The organism is Pontibacter korlensis, from assembly GCF_000973725.1.
In the GTDB taxonomy this organism is placed as follows: domain Bacteria; phylum Bacteroidota; class Bacteroidia; order Cytophagales; family Hymenobacteraceae; genus Pontibacter; species Pontibacter korlensis.
The window spans coordinates 2,519,097-2,539,514 of the sequence record NZ_CP009621.1; the positions used below are offsets into that span (position 1 = coordinate 2,519,097).

General features: G+C 44.3%; 18 protein-coding genes. 13 read left to right on the forward strand and 5 right to left on the reverse strand.

Annotated elements, in window-relative coordinates; all coding sequences use genetic code 11:
- Positions 1 to 54 precede the first annotated feature (54 nt).
- A complete protein-coding gene (locus tag PKOR_RS10960; RefSeq protein WP_046310748.1) occupies positions 55 to 792 on the forward strand; it encodes an SDR family oxidoreductase in 738 nt (245 codons plus the stop codon).
- Between the two features lie 69 nt (positions 793 to 861).
- On the opposite strand, the gene PKOR_RS10965 is transcribed toward PKOR_RS10960, so the two are convergent.
- From PKOR_RS10965 to rpsF, 5 genes are all read right to left on the reverse strand, one after another.
- Positions 862 to 2,928 carry a thioredoxin domain-containing protein gene (locus tag PKOR_RS10965; RefSeq protein WP_046310750.1) on the reverse strand — a complete coding sequence of 689 codons (2,067 nt, stop codon included), beginning with the start codon at positions 2,926 to 2,928 and terminating at the stop codon, positions 862 to 864.
- A 176-nt stretch (positions 2,929 to 3,104) separates the two neighbouring features.
- A complete protein-coding gene (locus PKOR_RS10970; RefSeq protein WP_046310752.1) occupies positions 3,105 to 4,085 on the reverse strand; it encodes a GSCFA domain-containing protein in 981 nt (326 codons plus the stop codon).
- Between the two features lie 100 nt (positions 4,086 to 4,185).
- Complete coding sequence (rplI, locus tag PKOR_RS10975; protein WP_046310753.1) at positions 4,186 to 4,629, reverse strand: 50S ribosomal protein L9; 444 nt, start codon at positions 4,627 to 4,629, stop codon at positions 4,186 to 4,188.
- Between the two features lie 12 nt (positions 4,630 to 4,641).
- On the reverse strand, positions 4,642 to 4,893 hold the full coding sequence (rpsR, locus tag PKOR_RS10980; RefSeq protein WP_007652662.1) for a 30S ribosomal protein S18: 252 nt from the start codon (positions 4,891 to 4,893) through the stop codon (positions 4,642 to 4,644).
- Entirely contained in the window at positions 4,893 to 5,261 is a 369-nt protein-coding gene (gene rpsF / locus PKOR_RS10985; protein WP_046310756.1) for a 30S ribosomal protein S6, read from the reverse strand. Before rpsF ends, rpsR begins: the two co-directional genes overlap by 1 nt.
- A 537-nt stretch (positions 5,262 to 5,798) precedes the next feature.
- On the opposite strand from rpsF, the gene PKOR_RS10990 reads away from it, so the two are divergent.
- From PKOR_RS10990 to PKOR_RS11045, 12 genes are read left to right on the forward strand one after another with little or no spacing between them, the layout of a single operon-like run.
- Positions 5,799 to 7,118, forward strand: coding sequence for a c-type cytochrome (locus tag PKOR_RS10990; RefSeq protein ID WP_084694767.1), 1,320 nt, complete (start codon positions 5,799 to 5,801; stop codon positions 7,116 to 7,118).
- Between the two features lie 40 nt (positions 7,119 to 7,158).
- Positions 7,159 to 10,143, forward strand: a complete 2,985-nt coding sequence (locus PKOR_RS10995) for a TAT-variant-translocated molybdopterin oxidoreductase (protein WP_046310759.1) — start codon at positions 7,159 to 7,161, stop codon at positions 10,141 to 10,143.
- A 20-nt stretch (positions 10,144 to 10,163) separates the two neighbouring features.
- A complete protein-coding gene (gene nrfD, locus PKOR_RS11000) occupies positions 10,164 to 11,588 on the forward strand; it encodes an NrfD/PsrC family molybdoenzyme membrane anchor subunit (protein WP_046310760.1) in 1,425 nt (474 codons plus the stop codon).
- Positions 11,581 to 12,105: a DUF3341 domain-containing protein gene (locus tag PKOR_RS11005; RefSeq protein ID WP_046310762.1), complete on the forward strand. Its 525-nt coding sequence runs from the start codon at positions 11,581 to 11,583 to the stop codon at positions 12,103 to 12,105. The genes nrfD and PKOR_RS11005 overlap by 8 nt, the downstream gene beginning before the upstream one ends.
- The gene (locus PKOR_RS11010) at positions 12,105 to 12,767 is read left to right on the forward strand and encodes a c-type cytochrome (protein WP_046310764.1); all 663 of its coding nucleotides are present in this window, start codon (positions 12,105 to 12,107) and stop codon (positions 12,765 to 12,767) included. The genes PKOR_RS11005 and PKOR_RS11010 overlap by 1 nt, the downstream gene beginning before the upstream one ends.
- Before the next feature lie 25 nt (positions 12,768 to 12,792).
- Complete coding sequence (locus PKOR_RS11015) at positions 12,793 to 14,064, forward strand: hypothetical protein (RefSeq protein ID WP_046310765.1); 1,272 nt, start codon at positions 12,793 to 12,795, stop codon at positions 14,062 to 14,064.
- Between the two features lie 24 nt (positions 14,065 to 14,088).
- Positions 14,089 to 15,159: a cytochrome c oxidase subunit II gene (locus tag PKOR_RS11020; protein ID WP_046310767.1), complete on the forward strand. Its 1,071-nt coding sequence runs from the start codon at positions 14,089 to 14,091 to the stop codon at positions 15,157 to 15,159.
- 18 nt (positions 15,160 to 15,177) lie between these two features.
- Entirely contained in the window at positions 15,178 to 17,004 is a 1,827-nt protein-coding gene (locus tag PKOR_RS11025; RefSeq protein WP_046310769.1) for a cytochrome c oxidase subunit I, read from the forward strand.
- Between the two features lie 8 nt (positions 17,005 to 17,012).
- Positions 17,013 to 18,089, forward strand: coding sequence for a COX15/CtaA family protein (locus PKOR_RS11030; protein WP_046310771.1), 1,077 nt, complete (start codon positions 17,013 to 17,015; stop codon positions 18,087 to 18,089).
- A 41-nt stretch (positions 18,090 to 18,130) separates the two neighbouring features.
- The gene (cyoE, locus tag PKOR_RS11035; protein ID WP_235337470.1) at positions 18,131 to 18,985 is read left to right on the forward strand and encodes a heme o synthase; all 855 of its coding nucleotides are present in this window, start codon (positions 18,131 to 18,133) and stop codon (positions 18,983 to 18,985) included.
- Between the two features lie 8 nt (positions 18,986 to 18,993).
- Positions 18,994 to 19,578: a cytochrome c oxidase subunit 3 gene (locus tag PKOR_RS11040; RefSeq protein ID WP_046310773.1), complete on the forward strand. Its 585-nt coding sequence runs from the start codon at positions 18,994 to 18,996 to the stop codon at positions 19,576 to 19,578.
- Positions 19,579 to 19,601: 23 nt separating this feature from the next.
- Positions 19,602 to 20,348 (forward strand): cytochrome c oxidase subunit 3, encoded by a 747-nt coding sequence (locus PKOR_RS11045; protein WP_046310775.1) that lies wholly within the window; start codon positions 19,602 to 19,604, stop codon positions 20,346 to 20,348.
- The last annotated feature ends 70 nt before the right edge of the window (positions 20,349 to 20,418 follow it).

Sequence of the window (20,418 nt, forward strand, 5' to 3'; positions counted from 1 at the left end):
GCCGTGCAAGGGATGGAGAATTAGCTTATAACAAACACTACTAAGTAAGAAAGAATGAATTTAGCTGGAAACACAGTACTCATAACAGGAGGCGCCACAGGTATAGGTTTAGCCCTGGCAGAACGTTTTTTGAAAGCAGGAAGCGAGGTTATTATCTGTGGTCGACGAGAAGATAAGCTACAGGAGGCCAAACAAAAATACCCGGCTCTACACACCAAAGTATGCGATGTGGCCGATGAAAAACAGCGTGTGGCTTTGTATGAGTGGGCAACACAGGAATTTCCCAAGCTTAACGTGCTGGTAAACAATGCCGGTATTCAGCGCAGGGGGAACTTCCTGGAAGATCAGGAGCCTTGGGAGGTGCGCAGGCAGGAAATAGCTATCAACGTAGAAGCGCCCATACACTTATCGGCGCTGTTCATCCCACATCTACAGCAGCAAGATACCGCCGCCATAATGAATGTATCGTCGGGGCTGGCATTTACGCCAGGCACATTTGCCCTTGTTTACAGTGCCACTAAAGCAGCTATCCACTCCTTTTCTATGACGCTGCGCCACGAATTGGCCCATACCAGTATCCAGGTAATTGAGATTGTGCCTCCAGCAGTGGATACGGATTTAGGAGGAGTGGGCATACATACTATGGGAGTTGCGGTAGATGAGTTTACCGACAGCATTATGAAGCGTATCGAGGCAGGGGAATTGGAAGTAGGCTATGGAAGATCAGAGAAAGCGAGGTTGGCTAACCGGGATGAGATAAATGAGATGGTAAGGGTGATGAGTACTCTATAGTTTCTTATGAAGCAATTACATCATGTGAAAGGGGCAGGAGTTTTTATTCCTGCCCCTCTTCTACTAGTACTATAGCGATGGGAATTTTGGTTCTGCTTGTCCTCCTCTTAACTGCTTAAGAGCCTCGGCGGCTGTGTGTACTGGTAGTTGGCAAGTCTTATTATAGCATACATAAATAGTTGTTTTACCACGTATGGCTACTTTGTCCTCTAATAGTGGGATGTCACTGCCTTCTCCCGTTGTACCGCCTAGCAGAATCATGTTGGGGAGGTAAAAGGCCGCCAACTCAGCGCGCATCTCTGCTGCTTCGGGACCAACAATGGCTACCTCGGCAGTGGGAGTAAGCTTGTGGAAGTATAGTGTAGCCCAGTTACTCAGGTGAGAAGGTTCTTTCAGCATCAGGTCTTTTACCTTTGCCAGCATCTTATCTGAGAGCGTGGTATAGCGCTCGTCATCGAAGTATATGCCCAGAAAGTGCAGGTTTTGAGCCATCACAGAATTAGAGGCAGGAATCACGTTATCCAGTAATTCCTTCTTGCGTGCGATCAGCTTCTCGGCATTCCTGTCGGTGAAGAAGAACATGCTTTCAGCCTCATCAAAAAAGTTCTCCAGTGTATAGTCAATCAGCCTTTTTGCCTCTATTAGCCATTTCTCATTAAAGCTTACCTCATACAGACGCACCAAAGCGCGGATCAGCAAAGCGTAATCTTCCAAAAAGCCATCTATTGTGGCTCTGCCTTCTTTGTAGCTATGGTATAGCTTTTCGCCTTCCTTAAGATGTGTAAGTATAAAGTTGGCATTCTGCAGGGCTAGGTCCAGAAAACGTTCATTCCCGAATACATAGAAAGCATCTGTAAGCCCCTTTAGCATCAGGGCGTTCCACGATGTTAAAATCTTATCGTCTAGGCCAGGGCGTATACGCTTCGCCCGTACCTGCATCAGCTTATCTTTCCAGCTCTGTGCCATTTCCTCCAGCACATCCAGCTCCAGTTCGTTTTCTCTAGCAAATGCTTCAAGCGTAGTTCGTCGATGAAGGATGTTTTGGCCATGCTCAAAGTTACCGGCAGCAGTGGCATTGTAATACTCAGAAAAGATAGGCTCTTCGTCGCCTAATAATTCGTGGAGCTCATCTTTTGTGAAAGTATAAAATTTGCCTTCCTCGCCTTCGCTGTCGGCATCCAGAGAAGAACAAAAGCCGCCCTCACCGCTCATTAACTCCCGCTCCACAAAACCTATTGTTTCGTACACCACATCATGATAAAGTGTTTCACGTGTGGCTTGATAGGCTTCGGCGTAAAGGCTTACTAACTGGCCGTTATCATATAACATTTTCTCGAAATGCGGTACCAGCCACTCCTCATCTACAGCGTATCTTGCAAATCCGCCACCTATTTGGTCGTAAATGCCACCATAGGCCATCTCGCGCAGGGTAAGGTTTATGTGGTTAAGGATAGTCTGATCGTTGGTGTGGTGGTGGTACCGTAGCAGGAACAGGTAGTTGCTAGGCATCGGGAATTTGGGGGCCTGACCCAAGCCACCTCTCTTTTTGTCAAATCGCTTGCTCAGGTTATGGCCGATCAACTTAAAGTCATCCTCCCGTACATGGTAGTTCAGATCTTTAAGGCCATACTTTGCCAGTTCGCTAAGATTTAGATGTTCTACAAACTGCTCCGCCGACTCATCCAGCTCTTTTCGGTTCTTTTTATAAACCTGTGCAATGTTGGTTAACAGCTCTTTCCATTGCTTTGGAGGAAAGTAGGTTCCCCCATAGAATGGCTTTGCCTCAGGATTCAGAAACACATTCAGGGGCCAACCACCTTGCACGCCCATGGCTTGTAGGGCATCCATGTATATTGCGTCCACATCAGGGCGTTCTTCCCGGTCTACCTTAATGCACACAAAGTGCTCGTTCATTACCTCTGCTATTTTCGGATTCTCGAACGACTCGTGCTCCATTACATGGCACCAGTGGCAGGAGGCATAGCCGATGCTGACAATAATAGGTTTATCTTCTTGCTGAGCCTTTTGAAGCGCCTGTTCTCCCCAAGGATACCAATCTACAGGGTTATAGGCATGCTGTAGCAGGTAAGGGCTACTCTCTTGAATAAGTTGGTTGGGTCGTCTGTCCTCTGCCATAGGTCTGTTCTGTTAGAAAGGCTTTCAATTCCAAGGCTATACTTTGATTTAGAAGAATAATTGTGGATATACGCCATTACGCTAGCAACGGCTATAACTCAAGTATAAACGTGGAGGGCCCTTCTTTAACATGTGTTAAAGTTCTACGAACAAGATAGGTAAAAGTGTTTGGTGAGCTATGGAAGAAGCTGATGCTGAAGCGTACTCTTTTGAGTGCTAACGTCTATTCTATACTTCTGTTCAATATTCTCTAGCTGCTTTAGAGTACTTTTCAGGAAGTTCTGATGAGCCTCAGATGCAGGGTGAAAGGGCCGGTGAGCCAGAGCACGTTCAATTTTTTCCCATTGATCCATGAACTGCCGGAAGTCAGGAGTATAGTAAGCATCTACAAACTTTTGCCAGATGTAATCTTCGGCAAGTGGCGTAGGGTGAAGCATGTCTTCTTTATAGAAACGGTAATCACGGAGGTCATCCATCATTATTTCGTAAGCAGGAAAGTATAACACATGTTGTTGAGCCTCCTGTAGCCTGTGGCACAGTACACGTAAACTAGCCTTGCTTACGCTATTGGTCTCTATTGTTTCTTTTATATGCCGTACCGGACTTACAGTTAAAAGAACTTTCAGATTAGGGTTTACCTGCTTTAGCTGCTCGAAAAGGCCTTCAAATGCCTGGTACACTTCTTCTACAGAAAGAAGTACACGATTGAAGTTACGTGCAGGAAGCTTATGGCAGTTAGCAACTACTTTACCAGTTTGCTGTAAGCGGTAAGCAATGGCGGTGCCCAGCGTTATTATCAGTAGCGAAGAGTGCTGGAGCTGTTCATGTGTCTGACTTAGTTTTGCATGGATGATATCCAGCAGCTCAGTCTTATCAGAGCTGGAGAGGGAAGAGTGCAAGTCATAGGCGTACCAGATGCCGTTCTGTTGTACCAGGTTTTTCCCAAAGTCATAGTCTTTGCCTGCTGCTGCGCTAAGGAGCAGGCTCACAGAAAGAGGGTTGAATATTGTTCCGAAAGGATTTACTAGCACTTTAACCTTGTGCTGCTGTAGCTTGCTGCCTATAACATCGGCAAAGCAAGAGCCAATGGTTAGTACTTTATGCTCTAAGGATAGATTGAGCCCAGACGAAGGCACTTGTACTTCTGTTCGGAACATGAGATGTTGATCTTAGTCTGAATTTATACGTGCAATATGGCGAAAAAAAAGCGTCCTGCCGGTTTGGCAGGACGCTTTCAGTATAATCTATATAGAGTGCTTATTCAGCAACTACATTGAATTTTACTTGGTGCTTCACTTCTTTGTGCAGGTTAAGCGTAGCAGTGTATTCGCCAGCAGTTTTCACGTCCTGGTCGAAAGAGATACGCTTACGATCTACATCAAAGCCTTTAGCCTTCAGAGCATCAGAAAGCTGCAGTGTAGTTACTGAACCGAAGATCTTTCCAGTTTCACCAACTTTTGCAGGAAGCTCAAGAGTGATATCGCCAATGTTGTTAGCAAGCTCTTGTGCATCGTTCTTAATTTTCTCAGCTTTGTGTGCAGCCTGACGGATGTTCTCAGCTACAACTTTTCTGCTTGATTTGTCAGCGATAACCGCCAGACCCTGAGGGATAAGGTAGTTACGGCCGTAACCTGGCTTTACTTCAACAATATCGTTTTTGTAGCCAAGGCCCTTAACGTCGTCTTTAAGTATTACTTCCATCGTTAACCCTCCTTATTTTAAAGAATCCGTTACATAAGGTAAAATAGCAAGGTGTCTTGCACGGGCAACAGCCTGAGACACTTTGCGCTGGAACTTCAGGCTAGTACCTGTAAGTCTTCTTGGAAGGATCTTGCCTTGCTCGTTCACGAACTTCAGCAGGAAGTTACCATCCTTATAGTCGATATACTTGATACCGCTTTTCTTGAAACGGCAGTATTTCTGACGGTTCTCTTGTTTGTGTACTCTTTCGTTAACTAAGCTCATTATCCTTTAACCTCCTCTTTTTTAGCTTGTGATTTGAACTCGCCGTTTCTTCTGCGCTCGTTGTAAGCAACAGCGTGCTTATCAAGTGCAGTAGTTAAGAAACGAACCACTTTTTCATCACGGCGGTAAGTCAGCTCCAGGGCGTCTACCACGTTAGTAGGTGCCTTAAACTCAATCAGGTGATAGAAACCTGTAGACTTCTTCTGGATTGGATAAGCCAATTTACGAAGACCCCAGTTTTCTTCGTGGATAATGTCGGCGCCATTTTCCTTAAGCACCTGTCTGAACTTCTCGACCGTTTCTTGCATCTGAGTCTCGTTGAGCAACGGAGTCAGGATGAAGACAGTTTCGTAATTTCTCAATTCCATCGGTTCGATATATGGTTATAATTTTAGCCTGCAAAGGTAGGAGTCTTTTTTTTATAAAGCAATAGGGTGCACTGATAATTGGGCAGATACTAATAGTTTAAGGGTAAGCTAATGTAACAGCGGGGGTAGTGTATATACCTTATATATAATAGGTGTGGGTGGACGCATATGGTGGAGGAGTGGGATGAGAGAATACAAAAACCTTAAGAGATAAAAGACAATTTTTCCTGAGCTAAGATCAATATATCTCCAACAAAACAGTACTATTAGTAGTTGAGAAAATGACTAGAATTAGTATAATTTTTTCTGCATGCTCTAAGATGTGGATGAGGTGTGGTTATTTAGAATGATTTTAAATAAAAGGCCGCTAAATGCTTTAAAAATGGGTTTTTGAGGCCAAGTAGGAGGGGAGGGAGGTGGTGGATCTCCTGGGGGCAAATAATAAACTTATTCTGTTTGAATAATGGAATTCGCATAGTAGATTTGTGCCCGTAAAGTAAATTCACCATATCATATACTAAACAAGTGATCTTGGCTATGATTAGCTGTATACTTAAAACTCAATCTAAAATTTTCTACACCTTCCTGTTAGCCCTGGTGGTTTCGTTTGGTGCCCTAGCTCAGGGTGCCAGTGAGCAGGCGGAAGTAGCTCAGAAAGGAGTGGAACCTGGTTCTACTGAAGGTGCATCAGTAGACGGTGGGGCTGACCCTGCAGTGATTGATGCTGGTGCGGCATTGTTCAAAAACAACTGTGCGGTATGTCACTCTGCTGGAAGCGATGTAATTGTAGGTCCTGGTCTTAAGGGAGTAACGGGCAGACGCAGCGAATCATGGCTGATAAGCTGGATTAAAAATTCGCAAGCCCTGATTCAGTCAGGAGATGCTGAAGCTGTTGCTGTTTATAATGAATACAACAAGCAGGCGATGCCTTCTTTTGCTTTCTCTGATGATGAGGTGCGATCTATTCTTGCTTACATCGATTCTGAAGCAAATACAGCAGCCGCAGTTCCTACAACAGTAGGAGGCGTTGAAGGTGCAGCTCCAGGACAGAATGTAGGTACTGATGCTATCGGTGCAGTTGGAGGCTACCTTGATATTATATTGGTAGTACTGATTGTTGTACTGATTGTACTGGTTGTAACACTGCTACTAATCACGTCTTTGCTAAAAAACTACCTGAACAAGAATCGTCAGCTAGACGAGTATGATGCTGAGGTAGTTAACCAGCGCTTTGACTTCTCTAAGATTTATAAGTCCAAAGCTGTTCGTACACTGGTTGTGCTGATTTTCGTGGTAGTTCTTCTTGATCTGACCATAGATAAAGTAATGGGTGTTGGTATTCAGCAAGGATATCAGCCAAAGCAGCCTATTGCTTTCTCTCACAAACTGCACGCAGGCGAACATCAGATTAACTGTAACTACTGCCACACTACTGTATACGAAAGTAAGAGTGCCAGTATTCCTTCAGCTAACATCTGTATGAACTGCCATAGCCAGATCCAGACACAATCTCCAGAGATTCAGAAGATCTACAGAGCTATTGAGCGTAACGAACCAATCGAGTGGGTACGTATCCATAACCTGCCTGACCTGGCTTACTTTAACCACTCTCAGCACACTCAGGTTGGTGGTGTAGAGTGCCAGACCTGCCACGGTCCGATTCAGGAGATGGATGTAGTTTATCAGTACTCTCCGCTTACAATGGGCTGGTGTATTGACTGTCACCGTGAGACTCCTCTTAACACAGAAGGAAATCAGTACTACGATAACCTGGTTCAGCTGCACGAGGCATCTTCTAAAGGTGCGTTCACAGTGTCTTCTAATGGTGGTACAGAGTGCTCTAAGTGCCACTACTAATATATTATCCAAATAAGTATTCGAGTTTTCTAGATATAATATGCAAGACAGAATAAAATACTGGAAAGGAATTGAGGAGCTGGAGAACGCTCCGGAATTCGAGAAGAATGCTCATAATGAGTTTCCAGAATTCCTGCCGGTTAATGAAGTGGAAGGAGGAGAGTCGTCTTCAAATGGCAAAACTCACCGCCGCGATTTCCTTAAACTGTTAGGATTTAGTATGGCAGCAGTGTCACTGGCTTCTTGCGAGGCTCCAGTGCGTAAAGCTATCCCATACCTGAACAAGCCTGTAGATGTTGAGCCAGGTGTAGCAAACTGGTATGCATCTACCTTCTACTCAAATGGTGATTACAATAGCATACTTGTAAAAACACGTGAGGGAAGACCAATTAAAGTTGAGCCAAATCCGGGTTCAGCACTAACTCCATATGGTACAAGCCCAAGAGCACAAGGCTCCCTGCTTAACCTGTATGACAATAACCGTCTTCGTTTCCCGCTGATAGCTGGTAAAGAAGCAACTTGGGAGGATGTAGATAAGCAAATAAAGTCTCGCCTTGCTAATGTAAATGGCAAAGTGGCTTTTGTTTCCTCTACAATCATCAGCCCAACCACCCAAAAACTGATCAACGAGTTTGGTGCACGTTTTGGCAATTTTGAGCATGTAATTTACGACGCTAACTCTGCTGCAGGTCTTCTGCAGGCTAATGGTGGCGTTATCCCTGGATATGACTTCAGCAAGGCCAGTATGATAGTTGGTATCAATGCTGACTTCCTGGGTACTTGGGTTGCTCCAGTGCCGTTTGCAAAGCAGTACATCCAGACAAGAAAAGTAGACGCTGACAACCCAGTAATGTCTCGTCACTATCAGTTTGAAACTAACTTTACACTGACTGGTGCTAACGCAGATGTGCGTGTGCCAATCAAGCCATCTGAAGAAGCAGCCTATGTAACAGCTCTACACAATGCTATAGTTGGTGGATCTGGTGCAGCATCTGATAACAAACAACTGGCTGAGGTCATCAAAGGCCTGAAAGCCAACCAAGGTAGAGCACTAGTTGTTTCTGGTTCTAATGATCCAGGCGTTCAGGCAATGGTAGCTGCTATCAACAGAGCGCTTGGTGCAGAAGGTACCACAATCAATACTGCTGCTCCATTCTATACAAAGCAGGGTAACGATGCCGACATGATTCGCCTGATCGAGGAGATGAATGCTGGTTCAGTTGGTGCTGTATTCTTCTACAATGCAAACCCAGTATACAACCACCCACTGGCAGCACGTGTTAAGAGCGGTCTGCAGAAAGTAGGGCTGAAGGTATCGTTTGCAGACAGAGTAGAAGAGACTGCTAAGTTTGCTGACTTCGTTACGCCAGATCATCATTACCTAGAGTCTTGGAACGACTTTGAGCCAAGAAAAGGGTACCTGAGCTTATCACAGCCTACTATCAGCCCGATATTTACAACACGCCAGATGCAGGACAGCCTGTTGGTGTGGAACAATAATAACACAGACTTCTATGAGTACCTGCGTAACAACTGGAAATCAGTTGCTACAGGAGGAGACTTCAACAAGTTCTGGGAGCAGGTAGTACACGACGGTGTGCTGGAGAATGGTACCAGCATGCTGACAGTGAAACCATCTACTACTGCAGTTTCTACTTCAGTAAGAAAGATTCAGCCAAGCGCTATCGAAGCTGTACTGTATGAGAAGGTAAGCATCGGTTCTGGAGAGTTCTCTAACAACCCTTGGTTACAAGAGCTTCCTGACCCAATTTCTAAAGCTACTTGGGGTAACTATGTAGCCATGCCACGCACAATGGCAGAAGAAATGCAGGTAGTGCAGGGTGATGTACTGAAAGTTACATTTGCAAATGGTGAGAGCATCGAGCTGCCAGCATTGATGCAACCAGGCCAGGCTAATGGAACAGTAGGTATCGCTATGGGTTACGGACGTGACCTGGAGTCTATGCCAGTAGCAAAAGGCTTAGGTGCAAATGCCGCTCCTATTGCAACTGTAGTAGATAACGTAGTACTAAACACAAGTGGTGTTAAACTGGAGAAAACAAATGTAACTTCTCCAATTGCTCAAACACAGACACACCATACTATCATGGACCGTCTGGTTGTGCAGGAAAACACACTAGCTAAGTATAAAGAAAACCCTAAAGAGGTAACAGAATACATCCGTATTGCTACACATGAAGGTCCGGCTAAGCCTGCGACAATCTCTCTTTGGGATGACTATGAGTACAAGAACCACCATTGGGGTATGGTTATCGACCTAAACTCTTGTATTGGTTGCGGTGCTTGTACAATGAGCTGTAATGTTGAAAATAACATCCCGGTTGTAGGTAAGGCAGAGGTTCTGAACCGTCGTGAGATGCACTGGATGAGAATCGACAGATACTACAGTGCAAAAGAGCATGAGGAGAAAGATTATGCTGAAATGGAGCATCCAGCGGATAATCCATCTGTGATCTTCCAGCCAATGCTTTGCCAGCACTGTAACCATGCTCCATGTGAAACAGTTTGCCCTGTTGCTGCTACCATGCACAGCTCAGAAGGTATCAACCAGATGGTTTACAACCGTTGCGTAGGTACAAGATACTGTGCAAACAACTGCCCTTACAAAGTGCGTCGTTTCAACTGGTTCGCTTATGCTAACAACGATAAGTTTGGTTTCAATGAGCCAATGAACACAGACCTTGGCAAAATGGTGTTGAACCCAGACGTAACAGTTCGTAGCAGAGGTGTAATGGAGAAATGCTCATTCTGCGTACAGCGTGTGCAGTTAGGTAAATTGGAAGCAAAGCGTGAGAACAGAAGACCAAAAGATGGTGAAATTGTTACTGCCTGCGCCCAGTCTTGCCCAACAGAAGCGATTGTATTCGGTGACATGAAAGATCCGGAGAGCCGCATTTCTAAAATCCTTGCTCGTCAGCAGGGAGAGCGAGCGTTCCATGTTTTGGAAGAGCTAAATACTCAGCCAAACGTAACGTACCTGACTAAAATTAGAAACTTAGCTTAACATTTAATACTGAGAGCATTATGCAGCATGTATCTCCGATAAGAGAGCCTCTTGTAACGGGGGGGAAAACATACCACGACATCACTGAAGATGTCTGCAGACAAGTGGAGGCCAAGCCCAACGCACGTTGGGCGGCTGCCCTTGCCGTTGCACTGGTTGGCTTAGCTATATTTATCTACTCTGTATACCGCACCCTATGGTACGGTATCGGTGAGTGGGGCCTTAACAAAACAGTAGGTTGGGCATGGGATATCACCAACTTCGTATGGTGGGTAGGTATTGGTCACGCCGGTACACTAATCTCAGCAATCCTCCTGTTGTTCCGTCAGAAGTGGAGAACTTCTATTAACCGTGCAGCAGAGGCGATGACAATCTTCGCCGTAATTTGTGCGGCTATGTTCCCAGTTCTTCATATGGGTCGTCCATGGCTGGCATACTGGGTACTTCCGTTGCCAAACACGTTCGGATCACTGTGGGTGAACTTTAACTCACCGCTTCTTTGGGACGTATTCGCGATCTCAACTTACTTCTCTGTATCGCTGGTGTTCTGGTACATCGGACTGATCCCAGACTTTGCTACCATCCGCGACCGCGCTACTGGTCCAATTGCAAGAAGAGCTTACGCTGTACTTTCAATGGGCTGGACTGGTTCTGCTAAAGCTTGGTCTCGCTATGAAACAGTATCCCTGATTCTGGCAGGTCTTGCAACACCACTGGTACTTTCAGTACACACCATCGTATCGATGGACTTTGCAACATCTGTAATTCCAGGATGGCATACTACAATCTTCCCTCCATACTTCGTGGCAGGTGCGATTTTTTCTGGTTTTGCCATGGTGTTAACCCTGATGATCATCACCAGAAAAGTATTCTTCCTGGAGGACTATATCACACTGGAGCACGTGGAGTCTATGAACAAGGTAATTATCCTTACAGGCTCTATCGTAGGTATTGCTTATACTACTGAATTCTTCATCGCGTGGTATTCAGGTGTTGAGTATGAGCAGTATGCCTTCATCAACCGTGCTTTCGGTCCTTACTGGTGGGCTTACTGGTCTATGATGACTTGTAACGTAATTACTCCACAGTTATTCTGGTTCAGAAAAATCAGAAGAAGCTTAACAGCCACTTTCATCATCTCTATCTTCGTGAATATCGGTATGTGGTTCGAGCGTTTCGTGATCATCGTAACCTCACTACACAGAGACTTCCTGCCTTCTTCTTGGGCTATGTTCTCTCCAACCATTATCGACATCGGAGTTTATGTTGGTACAATAGGATTGTTCTTTACTCTGTTCCTGTTGTTCTGTAAGTTTTTCCCAGTAGTGAACATGGCTGAGGTGAAAGCAATCCTGAAATCTTCTTCAGAGGTTAAGCACCACCACAACGCAACAATGCACTCTACTGATAAGGGTTTGAACACTAATAGACATCACAATGAATAAGAAGTTTGTTCTAGGTATTTATGATGATGAAGATGTGCTGCTAACAGCCATCGAGAATATCCGCGCCGCCGGTACTAAAATTTACGACGTATTTTCTCCATACCCTGTGCACGGCATTGATGATGTGTTAGGTATCAAGCGTTCAAGATTACCGATTGTTGCTTTCTTTGGAGGTTTATTCGGTATGTCATTCGCTCTGTGGATGCAGATCTGGATGCTTGGTTTCGACTGGCCAATGATCATTGGTGGTAAGCCACATATTGCGCTTCCATCTTTCATTCCGGTAACGTTTGAGTTGACTGTACTTTGCAGTGCCTTCAGTATGGTGATTACATTCTTTATTGTATCGAAACTGAAGCCATCTCTGAAAGTAAATGTTTTCGATAAGCGCTCTACAGACGATAAGTTTGTGATGGCAATAGAGGTGAAGGAAGGAGTAACTGATATGTCTGCTCTTAACAACCTGCTTCGCTCTAACGGTGCTATTGAAGTTAATGAGAAGGAGGTAGTAAAATAATGAAAAGAATTTCGAAAATAGGCTTCAAGGCCTCTGCTATACTTTTCTCTGCAGCGATTCTTATCTCCTGCAGCAATGAGCAAGAACCAGGTCTGGAGTATGCTCCGGACATGTACCACTCTATTCCGCTAGATCCTTATTCACAGATTAAGGATAATAAGTATAACCCAGCCGGAATGAACATGCGTGAGCCTGCAAAAGGTACTGTTGCACGCGGTAAGAAAGGCTATAACCTATACTTGTCAGAGGATAACGCTGAAACGGCAGGTAATGAACTGAAGAATCCTCTAGCTTATAATGAGGAGAACCTGGCACAAGGTAAAGTACTGTACACTCGTTTCTGTGCTCCATGCCATGGCGAACAAGGAGACGGACAAGGTTTGGTAGGACAAAAGTTCAAAGGTGTACCATCATACTCTGTTGGTCGCGTTGCTGAACTACCAGCTGGTCACATTTTCCATGTGATTACTTACGGAAGAGGTCGAATGATGCCACACGGCTCACAGGTAGACCCTACTGAACGCTGGAAAATTGTAATGTATGTGCAACAGCTTCAAAAAGGTGAAGCAGCGGCAGCAACACCAACTGATTCTCAAGCTGCAGAAGAAGCTAATGGTGAGCCTGGCACAGACAATCCTGTAACCGGAACTCCTAATAACTAAGACTAAGGCATAATAATAAAGGATAATGACAGAAGAAAGACTCATCATTTCCAGAAAAACGACTAACAAGTTTTTCTTAATGATAGCTGTAGGTGTTGTTTTACTTATAGCAGGTATCATTTTTATGGCCGCAGGCGGGGGAGCAGAGCATCATGCAGAAGGCCATGGTGAGGCCGCTGCTGCAGGGCACGAAGCAGCTTCTTGGACAAAGCGTTTATTCGTGAACCTTTGGCTGAACAACGTATACTTTACAGGCATTGCCTTGATAGGTACCTTTTTCGTGGCTGTACAGTACGTAGCTTATGCAGGCTGGTCTGTATTGATTAAAAGAATTCCTGAAGCAATAAGCGCTTATCTACCAGTAGGTGGTGTAGTAATGCTGCTTGTATTCCTTTTTGGTGGCCATGATATTTTCCATTGGACACACGAGTATCTGTACGACGTAAACGATCCAAGATACGACCCAATTATTGCTGGTAAGTCAGGCTACCTGAACACAGCATTCTTCTTGATCCGTATGGTTCTTTACTTCGCTCTGTGGATTCTGTTCACAAAGTGGCTGAGAAAAGAGTCATTCAACGAAGACCTGAACGGTGGAACTAACTATTACCACAAGAGCATCCGCATTTCAGCAATGTTCCTGGTAGTATTCGGTATTACATCTTCTACTTCTGCATGGGACTGGGTGCTTTCAATTGACACGCACTGGTTCTCTACAATGTTCGGTTGGTATGTATTTGCTAGCTGGTGGGTATCTGGTCTGGCTGCCATAACGCTTACAGTAATTATCCTGAAGCAAAATGGCTTCCTGAAGATGGTAAACTCAAACCACCTGCACGACTTGGGTAAGTTTGTATTTGCATTCTCTATTTTCTGGACTTACATCTGGTTTTCTCAATTCCTGCTTTACTGGTATGCTAACATTCCAGAGGAATCGATCTACTTTATCGAGAGACTTGGAGGTAATGATGGCAAGTTTGCCTGGATCTTCTTTACTAATCTTCTGATAAACTTTGTATTCCCTTTCCTTGTTCTAATGACAAGAGATGCAAAGCGTCAGATGATCATGTTGAAGATAGTTACAATCGCCATCTTGATTGGACACTGGTTGGACTTCTATCTGATGATGATGCCAGGTACGATGCGTACAGATGCAGGCATAGGCTTCATTGAGATCGGTACTGCACTTATTTTCTTAGGCGTGTTCCTGTTTATGTTCACAAAAGAACTTGCAAAAGCTTCTTTGGTGCCAGTAAACCACCCGTTCGTGGAGGAGAGTGTTCACCATCATGTTTAGAGACTATACTAAAAGCGTTATATAATGATTACGATCGCCATTGGTTTATCCATAGTTCTATTACTGGTTATCCTGTTCCTGCTTTTCAGGATAGGAACGCTCGCTTCAATATTCCGAGGATCGTCGGTGCGTGCGGCTGGTACTACAAAAACAAGTAACCGTGTTAACGGTACTCTACTACTACTATTTCTTGTGCTGGGTGGCGCTGCTTTTGCATGGTCATTCGCAGATGCATGGGACGAAATGAACCTGCCGTTGGCATCTGTTCATGGTGAGTGGACAGACAACCTGTTCTGGACAACCATGATCATCATCGGTATTGTGTTTGTCATCACACAGGTGCTTCTGTTTATCTACTCTTACAAGTACCAGCACAAAGACGACAAGCGTGCCTATTATTACCCGCACAACAACAAGCTTGAAATTGTTTGGACAATGATCCCAGCAGTTGTGATGGCTTTGCTGGTATTTGGTGGCTGGAAGACCTGGACTAAAATCACAAGCGCAGCTCCAGAAGATGCTGTGGTGATTGAAGTAATGGGTAAGCAGTTTAACTGGATGGTTCGCTACCCAGGTGCCGACGGTCAGTTGGGAGTTGCAAGACATACACTTATAGATGCTACAAATGAGTTTGGTGTTGACTTCAGCGATCCAAACGCGCAGGATGACTTCATGCCACGTGAGATCCACGTGCCAAAAGGTAAGCCAGTACTTCTGAAGATCAGATCTCGTGATGTGATTCACAGTGTTTTCATGCCGCACTTCCGTCTGAAAATGGATGCTGTACCAGGTATGCCAACTAAGTTCTGGTTTGTACCAAGCAAAACTACTAACGAAATGGCCAATGAGACCGGTAACCCGGATTTCAAGTATGAGCTTGCTTGTACTGAAATTTGCGGACGTGGCCACTTTGCAATGCGCTTTATCGTGGTAGTTGATGAGCCTGAGGATTACGAAGCATGGTTAGCAGAGCAAAAGCCTTTCGTAGAGCAAAATCCTCAAGTACTGGCAAAATTCTCTACTGAGTCTTCTAAAACATTAGTAGCAGAAGCGCATCAGGAGGAAAAAGCCACAGAAGTAAAAACTGAGTTGTAGCATTTAATTCAATTGTCCATGTCTAGTACAGATATTTCGATTAACAGGGATGTACATCATGTTCACGAGGAGCATGATCATCATCACGATCAAAATTTTTTTGAGAAGTATATCTTTAGCTTAGACCATAAGGTAATTGCCAAGCAGTTCCTGTTCATGGGTGTCTTCTGGGCTTTTATAGGTGGCTTCTTATCAATTTTATTCCGTTTGCAGTTAGGCTGGCCAGAGGCTACCTTCTCATTCCTGGAGCCAATACTTGGTGGCTGGGTAGAAAACGGAAAACTTAACCCTGAGTTCTACCTTGCACTGGTTACCATGCACGGTACCATCATGGTATTTTTCGTACTTACAGCAGGTCTGAGCGGTACCTTCAGTAACTTCCTGATTCCGCTGCAGATCGGTGCCCGTGATATGGCATCAGGCTTTATGAACATGCTTTCTTTCTGGATTTTTTTCCTGGCAAGTATAGTAATGTTCTGCTCGCTGTTTATTGAGACAGGCCCTGCGGCAGGTGGTTGGACGGTATACCCGCCACTGAGTGCTCTTCCTGAAGCAATACAAGGTTCAGGTGATGGTATGTCTATGTGGTTGATCTCGATGGCGCTGTTCATCGTGTCTCAGCTGCTAGGTGGTGTGAACTATATCACTACTGTTATCAACCTGCGTACAAAAGGTATGTCAATGACGAAGTTGCCGCTTACGATCTGGGCCTTCTTCCTGACAGCAATCCTTGGCCTACTGGCCTTCCCGGTACTTTTCTCAGCGGCGCTGTTGCTGATTTTTGACCGTAGCTTTGGCACTAGCTTCTTCCTGTCTGATATCTATATCGCAGGACAGGCACTAACTAACACTGGCGGTAGCCCAATCCTGTTCCAGCACTTGTTCTGGTTCCTGGGTCACCCAGAGGTATATATCGTGATCATGCCAGCTTTTGGTATTGTATCTGAGGTAATTGCTACTAACTCACGTAAGCCAATCTTTGGTTACCGCGCCATGATTGGTTCACTGATCGGTATATCTGTACTTTCTTTCGTAGTATGGGCGCACCACATGTTCGTGACAGGTATGAACCCGTTCCTTGGGTCTGTGTTCATGTTCCTGACGCTGATTATTGCGGTACCTTCTGCGGTAAAAGTTTTTAACTACATAGCAACGTTATGGAGAGGTAACATCCGATTCACTACTGCTATGATGTTCGCTATCGGATTCGTATCGCTGTTCATCTCTGGAGGTTTGACAGGTATCATTCTGGGTAACTCTGCACTGGACATTCAGCTGCACGATACTTACTTCGTGGTAGCACACTTCCACCTGGTGATGGGTGCGGCGGCCTTCTTCGGAATGTTTGCTGGTGTATACCACTGGTTCCCTAAGATGTTCGGCCGTATGATGGATGAGAAGCTTGGATTTGTTCACTTCTGGTTTACGTTTATTTCTGTATACCTGGTGTTCATGCCAATGCACTACATCGGTATTGCCGGCTTCCCAAGAAGATATTACAACTGGACAGGTTTTGAGGCTTTCAACATCTTTACAGACTTGAATACATTCATCAGTGCTGCTGCTATCTTTGGTTTCACTGCTCAGTTTGTATTCCTGTTCAACTTTATCTACAGCATCTTCCGTGGTAGAAGAGCTAGTGCTAACCCATGGCATTCAAACACACTGGAGTGGACTACTCCTGTGCTGCCAGGACATGGCAACTGGCCAGGTCCGCTGCCTGTAGTATACAGATGGCCTTATGACTACAGCAAGCCGGGTGCTGAAGAAGATTATATTCCACAGACAGTTCCTTTCTCGCAGACGCAGTCTTCAAACCTGCCAAACGAGAGAGATGTTGAATAAGCTCATTGATGGCTAACAAATCTTTTCAATATAAAAGATTTAGAAATATAGGAGTACTAACAGTATTTGCTGTGTACTTCCTAATATTAGTCGGAGGAATCGTAAGAAGTACAGGTTCAGGTATGGGTTGCCCAGACTGGCCTAAATGCTTCGGCAGTTGGGTTCCTCCGACTGATGTTAGCCAATTACCAGATGACTACCTTGAGGTATACAAACAAAAACGAATAGAGAAAAATCAGAAGCTAGCAGGATACCTGGATAACATAGGTTTCGACAATGTTTCTTCCGCTATTTTCTCTCACCCTAGCCAGTACATTGAAACGGAGTTCAACGTTACAAAGACCTGGATCGAGTACTTAAATCGTTTAGTTGGTGTACTGATAGGTATTTTTATTTTCTTGACTGTAGTTTATGCAGTTCCTTTTCTAAAACGGGATAAGACAGTTTTTTATCTCGCATTGGGAAGTTTCTTGTTGGTAGGGGTACAGGGCTGGTTAGGATCAATTGTTGTTTCTACCAATTTGTTGCCAATAACAATTACTATACATATGGCTCTTGCCTTGGTAATTGTGGCCATGCTGCAGTATGCAGTAGCACGCGCTGACAAGAACAGCTTCTCCGCTGAAATCAGCTATTCTCCTAAGCTTAATTTGCTGCTTTGGATATTAGCTACTGTTACTTTCGGGCAAATTTTGCTTGGAACTCAAGTACGAGAAGAAGTTGATCTGGTGTCCTTCATGTTGGGTGGTACTGAAAGAGCAACATGGGTAGAAAAGCTAGGAACAAGCTTTTATATTCACCGCTCTTTCTCGATTGTACTGTTAGCTCTGCATGTATATGTGGCCCTTCAAATATACAGGTTGCAGAACCGTCGACTTAACATGTTGACATCTGCAATGCTGGTTATAGTAGGGGCAGAGGTCTTGATTGGGGTGTTACTTTCTTATTTTGCGATCCCTCCAGTTCTACAACCACTGCACTTAACTCTTGCAGCTTTACTGTTTGGAGTGCAGTTCCAACTATTGATTATTTACCATTACGCCTCTCGCAAGGCTGAAAATCCGCAAGTAGTAGTTGATAAATAATGTACACAGGAAACACTGAGACACTACTGCATGATACAACCATGGCTAATAAAGCAACAGCATATTTTCAGCTTTTAAAGTTTCGCTTGAGCCTGACTGTTGCTTTCTCAAGTGCCATTGGCTTTATATTAGGCTATCCAAATTCCCGCTGGTATGACATTGCTCTTGTGATGTTAGGAGGGATATTGGTTACAGGTGCCGCGAACATCATAAATCAGATTCTTGAGAAGGATCTTGATAAGCATATGAAGCGAACTTCTAACAGACCTCTACCAACAGGTAGAGTAACTGTGATGGAGGCTGCAGTATATGGAGTGATATTAGGTGTGGCAGGTACAGCCCTTTTGGGAATGTATTTTAATCCACTCGCTGCGGCATTATCATTATTATCATTGGTGCTATATGGTTTCATATATACACCTCTTAAAAGGATAAGCCCTATATGTGTATTTGTAGGAGCTATACCAGGAGCTATGCCTCCACTTATTGGATGGGTAGCCGCAACTGGTGCCATAGAGGTTGAAGCAATAATTTTATTTGGCATTCAGTTCTTCTGGCAGTTCCCGCATTTCTGGGCTATTGCATGGGTGTTAGACGATGATTATAAAAAAGCAGGATTCAAAATGCTTCCAATGGCTGGAGGTAAAAATTTGAAGACAGCGATCCAGATCATGAGCTACACCTTAGTGCTGATCCCTCTGAGTTTGTTGCCATTACAGTTTGGCATGACAGGTATAACATCTGCCATGATAGCGGTAGTTTGCGGCGTGCTCTTTTTGGCTCAAACATTTTACCTGATGCGCACATGCTCCAAAAAAGCAGCCATGAGTATAATGTTTGGTTCTTTTCTGTATCTGCCTATTGTGCAGATAGCCTTTGTGTTAGATAAATTATAGGGATAGCAATGGCTAACTTTTCAAAAGAAGATCAAACAGGCCGCGGCGGTGTACACCCGTTAAAGTTTTCGCTGTGGTTGATTATTATCAGTATTATAATGATGTTTGCAGCTTTTACAAGCGCATACATTGTTAGAAGAGAAGAAGGTAACTGGCTTGAGTTCGATCTGCCAAGCATACTTCTGATCAATACAATTGTAATTGTACTAAGCTCAGTTACGATGCAACTGGCACACAATGCCGCGAAGCAGAATAGCATGAGTCGCTTGAAACTGATGTTGCTTTTAACCTTAGGTTTAGGAGTAGCTTTCCTGATAGGACAGTGGTATGGATGGGCTGAACTAGTAGAGAACAACATCTATTTCGGAGGTACAGGAAGTAACCCTTCTGGTTCATTTCTGTATGTTTTAACAGGAGTACACGGTTTCCACCTTATCACAGGGCTAATTTTCGTCCTGATTACATTGCTTAGTAGCCTGAAGTATAAAGTGCATTCTAAAAATATGCTGCGCATACAATTGTGTACAGTGTACTGGCACTTTTTAGGCGGACTTTGGCTATATTTGTACATATTCTTAAGAATAAATCACTAAACACGTTTTTCATTAAATAAACTATGTCTACTTCAACTACGCTGGAAGCACCTAATTCAGGTACATGGGACGGTGGCAATGAGCCAATGAAAGCGAGCTATGGTAAACTCATGATGTGGTTTTTCCTGCTCTCAGATGCGTTTACCTTTGGTGCCTTTCTTATTGTTTATGGATTAGCACGCCATGCTCACACGCCTTACACAGGCGATGCTGAAGCATTTACCTTCTCGACAGAATGGTGGCCAATCCCAGAAAAAGTATTCAATGCCTTCCCTGGTTTTCATGGGGTAGACCTGCCACTTGCCTTTGTGGCCTTGATGACGATGATTCTGATTTTAAGCTCAGTAACTATGGTACTGGCAGTAGAAGCAGGACACCGTATGGACAAAAACGATGTACAAAAGTGGCTTCTCTGGACCATCCTTTTTGGTGCTACTTTCTTGGGTTGCCAGGCTTGGGAGTGGGCTCACTTTATCACTGGTACTGACGAAGGTATGCTGCTGGCAGATGGTACACGTATCTATGGTGCGAACCTGACAATCAACCAGTATGGCCCTCCATTGTTTGCTGACCTGTTTTTCTTTATTACAGGTTTCCACGGAACACACGTATTCACAGGCTTTATCCTTCTAATCATCGCCTTCATTAACACAGTTAATGGCGTATATCATAAGAGAGGTCACTACGAAATGGTAGAGAAAATTGGTCTTTACTGGCACTTTGTAGACCTTGTTTGGGTATTTGTGTTTACATTCTTCTACCTGATTTAATTAATAAACAGCAATAACAAGGTTGCGCTGTAACGGTAAACCGAAATAGTGCAACTGTATAAAACATAAC